Source organism: Microbispora sp. NBC_01389, from assembly GCF_045040095.1.
Lineage (GTDB): Bacteria > Actinomycetota > Actinomycetes > Streptosporangiales > Streptosporangiaceae > Microbispora.
This window is the reverse complement of record NZ_CP109552.1, coordinates 7224188-7235067: the sequence shown is the minus strand read 5'-3', so window position 1 is coordinate 7235067 and position 10880 is coordinate 7224188. Positions and strand designations below refer to the sequence as shown.

The following is a 10880-nucleotide window of genomic DNA, read 5'->3' as shown; positions in this document are numbered from 1 at the left end:
ATCCTCGGCCTATAGAAGGGACGATGGCCGATTCATCCACCCTTATAGATGGGAGAGTTGGCGCCACCAGTGAGACCGGCTCGGTCAGGTCCCTTGACGTGGCCGCGCGGTCACCCGGGTACCGGCGGCGAGGTGATCCTGCAGGTCGGCGTGGCGGAACCGGTAGACCGGACCGACCACCCGCAGCAACCCCAGTCGATGCGCGTCGTCCAGGAAGTCCATCACTTGCCCCAGCCGCCCGGTCAGCGAGGCCGGATCGGCATGGGGGTCGATGTAGGCGGCACGCAGGAGCCGTAGGCCGAGAGGGGTGGCCGTCAGCTGTGACAGCCCCGGCTCTCCGGTACGCAGGCCGTTCAGAACGTTCTCCCAGACCAGGCCGGGTGCCCGCGGCAGGCATGCAGGCAGGTGCGCAGGCACCCTTCGGCGTCGGCCGGGGTGAGCGGCGCCGGCGCGATGACGGCCGCGGACGGCAACGGCTGCTTCGCGTCGTCGACGGCCTCGGCCAGTTCCTCCGTACGACCGGTGAGAGTGTACGACTCCGCCGCGTCCAGAGAGGCGGGCGTGTCGCTTCGCGCCCCCGCGCCCCCGCGCCCCCGCCCCCGCGCCCCCGCGCCCGGTCACCGGGCCGTCATGGGTGACCGTCTTTCCATCGATTAGGTCGCGGATGACGTCCACGCACTCGCGCAGGCGGGCGTCACGGACGTCCTTACGCGGCGGAGCCCGGCCCCACCGCCGCCGGGGCCATTGCGGGCTAACCGGTGCAGTGGTTCTCGGCGATGGCTGTGTTCGCGGCGGTGCTGCCGAGGGACGCCGCCGTGGTCCAGTCGGCGCAGGCGGCGCGGGTGTCGCCCAGGCGGGATTCGGCCGTGCCGCGCTGGTGATAGGCGTCGGCGTATCCGGGAAACAGCCCGATCGCCGTGTTCAGATCGGATACGGCCCCCTGCGGGTTGCCCAGCTCGGTCCCGGCGACACCCCGGAGGTAGTACGCCTCCGCCAGTTGCGGGTCGTACTGAACGGCGGTGGAGAGGTCCGCGTACGCCCCCCGGTAGTCGCGCAGGGCGATCCTGGTCTTCCCGCGCTCGTTGTAGCCGGCGGCGAAGGTCGGCAGGCGCGACACCACGTCGTCGAGTTCGGTGAGCGCCCCCGAGTAGTCGCCGTTGTGATACTTCGTCATGCCCAGGTAATGGTGCGCGAGCATGAAGTCGGGGTCGAGCGCGACGGTGCGCTCGAAGTCCGCGGTGGCGCCGTCGTACACGCCGTCGCGGAACCTGGCGATGCCCCGCGCATTGTACGTGAACGCCACGCCGGGTTCCTTGGCGATGGCGTCGCTCATGATGGTCTCCGTGTTCCGCCAGGCGGTGTTCCGGATGACCGTCAGCGTGGTGAAGAACGCGACGAACGCCGCCATCGCCCCGATCAGGGAGACCCGCAGCCAGCGGTCACGGTGCCGGATCGCCTTCTCGGCGAGACAGGCCGCGATCAGGAACAGGCCGAGATAGGGCAGGTACGCGTACCTGTTCGCGTGGTAGCCGTCGATGAGGAGCACTGCCTGGGCCGGGGCGACGCCGGCCAGGAAGAACCCGAGCCCGAAGACCACGACCCTGCGGGCCCGCTTGACCAGCAGGAGAACGGCGGCTCCGGCCACGAGGGCGAGCGGGCAGAGGAAATAGGGCCAGGACAGCGGTGTGTGGGGGTACTCGTAGGCGAGGGACAGGTGCAGCGGATAGACCAGCTGCACCAGGTGGTTGCCCACCGCCGAGCAGGCCAGGAGGAACCGATCGAGGATCGTGTACCCCTGCGGCGGGACCACGTCCTCCCGCACGTTCAGCGCGACGAGAACCGCGACCGCGGAGACGGCGAGAAAGGGAGTCTTCTCCAACAGCAGGCGCCGGGACGGCCGGCGGCCCCGGTAGAAGTCCACGAGGAACAACAGGAGGGGCAGCACGACCGCGGTCGACTTGGAGAGCACGGCCAGCCCGAAAAGGAGCATCGACCAGACCAGCGGCGGCCACCGCTCCGACTCCAGATGACGCAGGTACGCCAGCAGCGCGGCCAGCGAGAAGAGCGTGGCCAGCAGGTTGCTGCGGGTGGAGATCCAGGCGACCGTGTCCACGTTCACCGGATGGATCGCGAACGCCGCCGCCACGAAGGCGGCCGGGAAGAGGCGCTCGGTCAGCCGGCGGATCAGCAGGAACACCAGGACCACGTTGACCAGGTGCAGCACCACGTTGGTGAAGTGATAGACGCCCGCCGCGCCCTGCCCGAACAGGTAGTCCACCGCGTACGACACGTACACCAGCGGTGTGTACATGAACTGGAGCGGAGTGGTGAACCAGTGGCCGATGTTGGCCGCGCTGAACTCCCGGATGGAGAGGTTGTCGATCACGCCCTCGGGATCGTCGAAGTAGACGAAGCCGTTGCCGATGCCGTTGGCGTGCACGGCGAAGGCCACCGCGACGATCGCGAACAGGATCTGCCGTCGCAGGGTCCGCTCCTGCGAATCGCCTGAGTCCCCGCGCGCGACCGCGGTGCGAGCGTTTCGGCGGGCGGCCGGGCGGGTGGCCGGGCGGGCGGGCGTCATCGCACCTCTCCAGCGGCTGATGGGCACCGGGCCCGCCCGGACGGCGGGCCCGGTGCCCTGTCGGGTGAGTGCAGGGCGATGGAGGCCGACCGGACTCCGCCCCTGGTGCGCGGTTTTCTCGACATCACGCAACTTCCTGTGTCATTGCACATGGGGCCTACGCGGATGGGAAACCGGCCGCGGCGCACGCGCCTGTCATACGCGATGTGCAGCGGAGCAAATACGACGCCGTGAGACGTGTCAAGGACCCGGCCCTTCTCCGCGCGGACCGCCCGCAGGCGAGGACCGGGGCGCTTCTGTTCCTGACCAGGGATCCGGCGCGGCCCCGCCTGAGCTGTTCCGATGAAAATTTCACCTGCGCCGCCGTCTGGCGCGACCCCGGTCGCCCCCGGCGTGGCGGAGTGTTCATCCGGCCGGTCCGGCCGCGGGCGCCGAACCGGCCCGCGATCTCCGGCGATGGAATTTTCAGGCCGGGCACCGGCCGGCCCGTACGGCGAGGGAGCGAACCCCGACGTCAGCGGTGGCCACCGGACATGGAAGGCGCGGGAAGTGGCTTTCGTGCGGATTCGGACTGGCGCGCGGCCTGCGGACCTTGACATCATCTCCGATCATGGGCGCGTCCGCGCTCGCCCGTACGGCCCCCGGTGCGGCAGGACCCCCGGCGCGCCCGCGGCCGCGCGGAGCACGACCGGTCCGGCGGCAGACTCCGCCGGAGGCGGAAGGACGTACGGCCACCGCGCACGCACGGCGGTGCCGGCAGGTGCGAGTGGAGGGGCGGCACGTGACGGCTTCTGTCCAGGAGACCGGCCGCGACCCGGAGCACGGGGAGCGGGCCGGGACGGACCCGGAGGAGCGCGGGCCGGACGCGGAGGAGCCCGGGCGCGGCGACGAGAGTCCTCCGCCGGAGGGCGCCTCCGCCGAGGCGGCGGAGCGGAACGCCACGGTCCGCGACGCGCTGCTGCTGTGGGTCGGGACCAGGGCCGGGATCATCCTCATGGCGGTCTACGGCATCCTGGCCGTCTCCGGCACCAACCGGGCCCCGCTGCTGGAGCGGTGGCACTACTGGGACGTCGACCTGTTCCGGGAGATCGCGGAGTTCGGCTACGGCGGCGACCCGAGCCAGGACCCCGACCCCGGGCTGCCGGCCTTCTTCCCCGGCCTGCCGCTGGCGCTTCGCCTGGTCCACCTGGTGGTCCAGGACTGGACCCTGGCCGGACTGATCATCTCGTTCGTGGCCGGCGCGGTGGCGATGGTGGCGCTGGCCAAGCTCGCCGACCTGGAAAGGCCCGTCGGCGCCGGGCGCTGGGCGGTGCTGGCCCTGTTGCTGTGCCCGCCCGCCGTCTTCCTGTTCGCCGGTTATTCCGAGGCGCTCTTCCTCGCCTTCGCGCTGCCCGCCTGGCTGGCCGTACGGCGCCGCCGGTGGCCGGTGGCCTGCGCACTGGCCGCCGGGGCGTCCTGCGTACGGGTGACCGGCCTGTTCCTGGCCGCGGCGCTGGTGACGGAGTTCGTCGTCAGCAGGATCCGCAGGGACGGCTGGACCGGCTGGCGGGACGCGCCCTGGCTGCTGCTGCCGTTCGCGCCGATCGCCGCCTACTCCGTCTACCAGCACTCCCGTACGGGCGACTGGCTGGCCTGGATCCACGCCCAGGAGGCCGGCTGGGGCCGTCGGATGGTCTGGCCCTGGGAGTCGTTCCGCTCGACCTGGGACATGACCGGAGACGCCACGTTCGGGCCGATGTTCCGCCTGGAGCTCGCGGTGGCGATCGTGGGGCTTCTCCTGCTCGTCTGGCTCCTGGTCACCCGCCGCTGGGCCGAGTTCGTCTACGTCGGGCTCCAGGTGGCCGTGCTGACCACGTCGACGTTCTACATGTCGATGCCCCGGGGAGCGCTGCTGTGGTGGCCGCTGTGGGTGCTCGTCGGCCGCACGGCCGCCCGGCGCCGATGGGTGATCATCCTCTACGCCACGGTGATCGGGCCGCTCACGGTGCCGATGGTCATCTCCTTCATGAACAGCTCCTGGACCGGCTGACCACCGCCCGGGCGGATTCGACCTAAAGTGGGAGGATGCTGATCCACCCGTGGGACGCCGCGTCGGAGGAGGAGGCGCTGGCCTTCGTCCGGGCGAGTGAGTTCGGCCACCTCGTCGCGTCGGGACGCGGCCGCGACGTTCCGGTCGTCGTGCCGACCCAGTTTCTCCTCGCCGACGCCTCGACGGTCCTGCTGCATCTGGCCCGGCCCAACCCCGTCTGGGCCGCGATCGCGGAGAACCCTGCGGTCCTGCTGTCCCTGGCCGGAGACTGGGCGTACGTCAGGGGTGCGTGGAAGGCGCTGCCGGGCACCGGTGAGGACCCCCGGCTCGGCATCCCGACCACCTACTACGCCGCCGTGCAGCTGGTCTGCCACGCGGAGATCGTCGACGACGCCGAGGGCAAGGCGGAGATCCTCCGCGCCCAGCTCGCCCGGCTCGACCACGGGCTCGCCGATCCCGCGGAGCACCGCAGGTCCCTGCCCGGGATCCGCGGCCTGCGGCTCTCGATCCAGAAGATCGACGGCAAGTTCAAGTACGGCGGGAACGTGGACGAGGCCCACCGCCGGTACGTCGCCGAACGGCTCGCGGAGCGCGGCGGCCCCGGGGACGAGGCCGCCCGAGGTCACCTCCTACGCCGGCTGGGCTGACCGGCCGGCGCGACCCGGCGGTCAGCGGGATGGCGGGCTGGGGCGATCCGGCGGTCAGAGCGCGGCGACGATCTCCTCGACACGCTGCCGGGCGTCGCCGAAGAGCATCCGGGCGTTGTCGCGGAAGAACAGGGGGTTCTGCACGCCCGCGTAGCCGGTGGCCATCGACCGTTTGAAGACGACGACCCGGTCGGCCTCCCACACGCGCAGGACGGGCATCCCGGCGATGGGGCTGCCGGGGTCGTCGACGGCCGCCGGGTTGACGGTGTCGTTGGCGCCGATGACCAGGACGACGGACGTCCCGGCGAAGTCGTCGTTGATCTCGTCCATCTCCAGCACCACGTCGTACGGCACCTTGGCCTCGGCGAGCAGGACGTTCATGTGGCCCGGCAGGCGGCCGGCGACGGGATGGATGCCGAAACGGACCTCCACCCCGCGGTCGCGGAGCCTCCGGGTGAGCTCGGCCACGGGATACTGCGCCTGGGCGACCGCCATGCCGTACCCGGGAGCGATGACCACCGACTTGGCGTCCTTGAGCAGTTCGGCGGTGTCGCCGGCCGTGATCTCCTGGTGCTCCCCGTAGTCGGCCTCGACGGCATGCCCCGCCTCGACGCCGAAGCCCCCGGCGATCACCGACAGGAACGAGCGGTTCATCGCCTGGCACATGATGTACGACAGGTAGGCGCCGGACGAGCCCACCAGCGCGCCGGTGACGATCAGAAGGTTGTTGTCGAGCAGGAAGCCGGACGCCGCGGCCGCCCAGCCGGAGTAGCTGTTGAGCATGGAGACCACGACGGGCATGTCGCCGCCGCCGATGGAGGCGACGAGGTGCCAGCCGAGCGACAGCGCCACCACGGTCAGCGCGACGAGCAACCCGAGGCTGGGGGAGGCCACGAAGAGCACGGTCAGGACCGCGAACGCGGCGAGCGCGCCCAGGTTCAGGTGGTTCTTGCCGGGCAGGGTCATGGGCCTGGCGTCGATCCGGGCCGACAGCTTGAGGAACGCGACGACCGACCCGGTGAAGGTCAGCGCCCCGATGAACACCCCGACAGACACCTCGGCGTGATGGATGCCCAGGAGCGAGCCGGCGGCCTCCGGCCGCGCCGCGCCGCCCTCCTCGACCTGGAGGAAGCCGTTCCACCCCACCAGGACGGCGGCGAGGCCGACGAAGCTGTGCAGGATGGCGATCAGTTCCGGCATGGCGGTCATCTCGACGACCCGGGCCCGCCAGAGCCCGACGGCGGCGCCGATCGCCATCGCGGCCACGAGCAGGGCGACCGCGAGGGTGTGGCCGCCGTCCGCGGCGAGGGCGACCGTCGCGGCGAGGGCGACGACCATGCCGGCGACGCCGGACACGACACCGGAGCGCGCGGTCTCGTGCCTGGACAGGCCGGCGAGGCTGAGGATGAACAGCAGGGCCGCGACGATGTAGGCGGCCTGCGCGGCGGTGGTGAGGGTCACGGTCAGCTCCTCGTGAACATGCCGAGCATGCGCCGGGTCACGGCGAAGCCGCCGAAGATGTTGATGCTCGCCAGCAGGATCGCGACGAACGCCAGGGCGGTGACCACCCCGCCCCCCTGTCCGATCTGCAGCAGGGCGCCGACGACGATGATCCCGGAGACGGCGTTGGTGATCGACATCAGCGGCGTGTGCAGCGCGTGGTGGACGTTCCCGATGACGTAGTAGCCGATCACGATCGACAGGACGAAGACGGTGAGGTGCTCGATCAGCGCGTTCGGCGAGAGGGCGGTCAGCAGGAACAGCGCGACGGCGACGGCGGCGACGAGCAGGTGCCGTCGCCGGCCCGGCGGGGGGGACGGCGTCACCGCGGGCGCCGGAGGCGCCGCCGGGGCCGCGGCGGGTGCGGCGGGTGCGGCGGGGGCCGCGCTGACCGCGATCGGCGGGGGCGGCCAGGTCTTCTCGCCGTCGCGGACGACGGTCATCGCCCGCTGCACGGGGTCGTCGAAGTCCAGTCTCAGGTGGCCGTCCTGGTCCGGCGTGAGCAGCTTCATCAGGTTCACGAGGTTGGTGCCGTACAGCTGCGAGGACTGCGCGGGGAGCCGCCCGGCGAGGTCGGTGTATCCGATGATCGTCACGCCGTTGCCGGTGACGACCACCTCACCGGCCCGGGTGCCGGCGACGTTCCCACCCTGCGCGGCGGCCATGTCCACGATGACGCTGCCCGGGCGCATCAGCGCCACGTGCTCAGCCGTGAGCAGCGTGGGGGCGGGCCGCCCGGGGATGAGCGCCGTGGTGACGACGATGTCCACGTCCGCGGCCTGCTCGGCGTACATCTCGGCGGCACGCAGGTCGTAGTCCTGCGAGGTCTCCCTGGCGTACCCGTCCGCGCCCGACCGCTGGGCGACCCCGACGTCGAGGAACTCCGCGCCGAGCGACCGCACCTGTTCGGCCACCTCGGGCCGGGGGTCGGTGGCCCGCACGATCGCTCCCAGGCTGACCGCCGTGGCCGTCGCCGCCAGCCCTGCCACGCCCGCCCCTGCCACGAGGACCTTCGCCGGCGGGATCTTCCCGGCCGCGGTCACCTGGCCGGTGAAGAACCGCCCGAACGCGTGCGCCGCCTCGATCACCGCGCGATACCCGGCGATGTTCGCCATCGAGCTCAGCACGTCGAGCGACTGCGCGCGGGAGATGCGCGGCACGGCGTCCATCGCCAGCACGGTCACCGGCCGCCGCGCGAGCGAGTCCAGCAGGCCCGGGTTCGCCGCCGGGCCGATCAGGGAGACGAGCGTCGCGCCGTCGGGCAGCGCCACGATCTCCTCCTCCGCCGGGGCGTTCACCTTCAGCACAACGCCGGCGCCCCACGTCTCCTCCCGGCCGCCGATCCGCGCGCCCGCCCGGACGTACGCGTCGTCGGTGAAGCCCGACCTCTCGCCGGCGCCCGATTCGACGATCACTTCGTAGCCGAGTGAGAGCAGTTGCGGGAGGGTGGCCGGGGTGGCCGCCACCCGGGTCTCACCCGGCGCCGATTCGGCGACGACGCCCAGGCGCTGAGCTGGATGACTCATCGCGGCAATGGTCCTTCCTGTCACGCGGGTCGCCGGGTGGCCGGCCGGACAGCCATGAAGGGGCGAATGCGGTGTGATGCGACGTACGGAGGAAGTGTCCCCAGTTTCCCCCTTTGGGATCAAGGCATCGCCGCAGTAGTTCCGTCATCGATAATCACCGGTGAAATGCCGCGAAGCCTGTCACTGTGGACGGCATGGATCTCACCGACGCCGAGCACCTGGCTCGGGCGCTGAGCGACCTTCTCCACGAGGCCCGCCGGAGCATCGACGAGGGCCGGGAGCCTCCCGAGCTCGTGGCGCGGGTCACCGGGCACCTCGGGTGCGACCTGCGGCACGTGGTGAACGTCGCCGAGAGCTTCCCCAGCTGGGAACACGTCAACCTGCAGCGCGGCACGGACGCGTACCTGGCGGCGTACAGCCCCGGCGCCGAGTGGGCGGGCGTCATCGGCCCGGGGCGTGAGCACACCGAGCTCGTCGACATGCTCGCCGCCGCCGCCCGCGGCTGGGAGCGGTTCGAGCCGGGCGCGGTCGACTACGCGACGGCGGCGACCGGGCCCGACCGGACCACGGAGGTCGTCTCGCTCGGCCTGGTCCTGACCCGGTCTCCGGAGGGCGTTCCGGTCGTGCTGAGCCTGCGTGGCCCCCACGAGCACGCGGGGCCGGACTGCCGGCTCGTCGTGCTCGCCCCCGACCGGACGAGCGCGACCGCCACCCGCGACGAGGTCGAACGTCTCATGCGCGCCGACGACGTCTACCGAGGGCAGGTCCTGTCGTTCCAGTGGAGCGAACACCGGGGCAACGACCTCGTCACCTTCCTGCCCCGGCCCGACCTCGACGCCGAGCAGGTGATCCTGCCCGAAGGCGTGCTCGGCACGATCGAACGGCACATCGTCGGCATCGCCGAGCAGGCCGACCGGCTGCGCGCGCACGGGCAGCACCTCAAGCGCGGCCTGCTGCTGCACGGCCCGCCCGGCACCGGCAAGACGCACACGGTCCGCTACCTCATGGGCCGGATGACCGGCTGCACCGTCATCGTGATGACGGGCGCCGCGATCCGCTTCGTCGCGCAGGCGGCCGGTCTCGCCCGGCGGCTGCAACCGGCGATCGTCGTGCTGGAGGACGTGGACCTGGTGGCCCGCGACCGCTCCTTCACCGAGGACGGCAACCCGCTGCTGTTCGCCCTGCTGGACGCCATGGACGGCGTGGGGGCGGACGCGGACATCACGTTCGTGCTCACTACGAACCGCGCGGACGTGCTGGAGCGGGCGCTGGCCGACCGTCCGGGCAGGGTGGACCTCGCCGTGGAGATTCCCAGACCCGACGCGGCGGGCCGGGCCGCCCTGTTGCGCCTGTACGCCCGTGACCTGCGGCTGGAGGCCGACTTGGAACCGGTCGTCGCGAGAACCGAGGGCGCCACCGCGTCGTTCTTCAAGGAACTGCTGCGCCGGGCCGTGCTGTCCGCGCTGCGCGGCGGAGACGGGGCACCCGTGCTCACGGACGAGCACGTCGGGCAGGCGATGGAGGAGATGCTGGGCGAGCGCGAGGCGCTGACCAGGTCTTTGATCGGCGCGGGGGAGCGGAGCCCGGACGACGACGAGGAGGCGGTGGCGTTTCCGTCGATCACCGGTGGAGGCCCGGTGGCCGGTTCCTACGTTTCGAGGCTCCGCCTCGGTTTCGACGGGTCCTGACGGCGGCGGCACCCACGCCCATGCCGCCCGCGCCTCCGGCCTCGGGCGCCGGCCGGGCCACCCGTGAGAAGGCCGCCGGTCACGTCACCTCCTTGCGGAGCAGGCGGATCAGGCCGGCGGTCATCGGGACGACGATCCACAGTGCGGCGGACGCCGCGAGCCGGGCGCCGTCGCTCCAGGTCAGGTCGCCGGTCATGAGAGGCGCGGACGTGGTGCCGAGGTCGAGCCATCCGGCGAGGGCCGCGCCGACCGGGCCGAGCCGGGCGGCCGCGCTCCACAGCATCGGAGCCGACAGACAGATCACGATCGCGGCCGGCGCGTTCAGGAGCAGGGCGCCGAGGGCGAGGCCCATCGCGGTGACCAGGACGTTCGCCCCGGTCCAGCCGAGCAGCGCGGCGGGATCGACCTCCCAGGCGGCGGGCACGTTCCGGACGCCCGCCGCGACGGCCGTCACCGGCATTGCGACCAGCATGGCCAGCAGCGAGAGCGCCACCGTCGCGACCAGAGGCGGCACGCACTTGGCCGCGAGGACGCGATGACGCCGTGGTTCGAGCACGAAGGTGGTCAACGCGGTGCGGTGCGTCCACTCGCCGGTCATCGTGAGGATGCCGAGCACCGGGAGCAGGGTGCCGAGGGCGATCCCGGCAGTGAAGATCAGCCTCTGCGGTTCCGGGCCGGCCACGGTGGCGCGTGCGGCGACGGACGCGATCACCAGCGCGACCAGGAGCACCGTGATGATCTTCCCGCTGCGGGTGTCGGCGAGCTTGCGGGTCTCGACCCGCAGCAGCCTGCGAAAGGGGATGGGCGTGCCCTCGGTGGTCGTGCCGTCCTCCGCGACCGCGTCGCGCGGGCCTTCGGGGCCGTGTGTGCGGGTGGTCATCCTGCGGTCCTCCGTAACCGGGCCGTGGG

Annotated in this window: 8 protein-coding genes; 3 read left to right on the top strand and 5 right to left on the bottom strand. The window is 72.0% G+C overall.

Features of this window, described 5'->3' with window-relative positions; genetic code table 11:
- Positions 1–84: 84 nt before the first annotated feature.
- Both OG344_RS31885 and OG344_RS31880 read right to left on the bottom strand, forming a co-directional pair.
- Positions 85–417: a hypothetical protein gene (locus OG344_RS31885; protein ID WP_405086267.1), complete on the bottom strand. Its 333-nt coding sequence runs from the start codon at positions 415–417 to the stop codon at positions 85–87.
- A gap of 334 nt (positions 418–751) precedes the next feature.
- Positions 752–2581, bottom strand: coding sequence for a glycosyltransferase family 39 protein (locus tag OG344_RS31880; protein ID WP_405086266.1), 1830 nt, complete (start codon positions 2579–2581; stop codon positions 752–754).
- A gap of 781 nt (positions 2582–3362) precedes the next feature.
- Between OG344_RS31880 and OG344_RS31875 the strand changes: the two genes are divergently transcribed.
- Both OG344_RS31875 and OG344_RS31870 read left to right on the top strand, forming a co-directional pair.
- Complete coding sequence (locus OG344_RS31875) at positions 3363–4610, top strand: hypothetical protein (protein ID WP_405086265.1); 1248 nt, start codon at positions 3363–3365, stop codon at positions 4608–4610.
- Between the two features lie 35 nt (positions 4611–4645).
- Positions 4646–5257 carry an FMN-binding negative transcriptional regulator gene (locus OG344_RS31870; RefSeq protein ID WP_327046915.1) on the top strand — a complete coding sequence of 204 codons (612 nt, stop codon included), beginning with the start codon at positions 4646–4648 and terminating at the stop codon, positions 5255–5257.
- Between the two features lie 54 nt (positions 5258–5311).
- On the opposite strand, the gene pntB is transcribed toward OG344_RS31870, so the two are convergent.
- Together pntB and OG344_RS31860 are read right to left on the bottom strand one after the other, a co-directional pair.
- On the bottom strand, positions 5312–6718 hold the full coding sequence (gene pntB, locus OG344_RS31865; protein WP_405086264.1) for a Re/Si-specific NAD(P)(+) transhydrogenase subunit beta: 1407 nt from the start codon (positions 6716–6718) through the stop codon (positions 5312–5314).
- A 2-nt stretch (positions 6719–6720) separates the two neighbouring features.
- The gene (locus tag OG344_RS31860) at positions 6721–8283 is read right to left on the bottom strand and encodes a Re/Si-specific NAD(P)(+) transhydrogenase subunit alpha (protein ID WP_405086263.1); all 1563 of its coding nucleotides are present in this window, start codon (positions 8281–8283) and stop codon (positions 6721–6723) included.
- A 194-nt stretch (positions 8284–8477) separates the two neighbouring features.
- Here OG344_RS31860 and OG344_RS31855 point away from each other — a divergent pair, with 194 nt between their 5' ends.
- Positions 8478–9971, top strand: coding sequence for an AAA family ATPase (locus OG344_RS31855; RefSeq protein WP_405086262.1), 1494 nt, complete (start codon positions 8478–8480; stop codon positions 9969–9971).
- Positions 9972–10050: 79 nt separating this feature from the next.
- On the opposite strand, the gene OG344_RS31850 is transcribed toward OG344_RS31855, so the two are convergent.
- Complete coding sequence (locus tag OG344_RS31850; protein ID WP_405086261.1) at positions 10051–10851, bottom strand: ABC transporter permease; 801 nt, start codon at positions 10849–10851, stop codon at positions 10051–10053.
- Between the last annotated feature and the right edge of the window lie 29 nt (positions 10852–10880).

What these genes read in the sequence shown, in the direction of transcription:
- OG344_RS31870 (WP_327046915.1), top strand. Translation starts at nt 4,646, where the DNA reads ATGCTGATCCACCCGTGGGACGCCGCGTCGGAGGAGGAGGCGCTGGCC.
- OG344_RS31855 (WP_405086262.1), top strand. Translation starts at nt 8,478, where the DNA reads ATGGATCTCACCGACGCCGAGCACCTGGCTCGGGCGCTGAGCGACCTT.
- OG344_RS31880 (WP_405086266.1), bottom strand. Translation starts at nt 2,581, where the DNA reads ATGACGCCCGCCCGCCCGGCCACCCGCCCGGCCGCCCGCCGAAACGCT.
- OG344_RS31860 (WP_405086263.1), bottom strand. Translation starts at nt 8,283, where the DNA reads ATGAGTCATCCAGCTCAGCGCCTGGGCGTCGTCGCCGAATCGGCGCCG.
- OG344_RS31850 (WP_405086261.1), bottom strand. Translation starts at nt 10,851, where the DNA reads ATGACCACCCGCACACACGGCCCCGAAGGCCCGCGCGACGCGGTCGCG.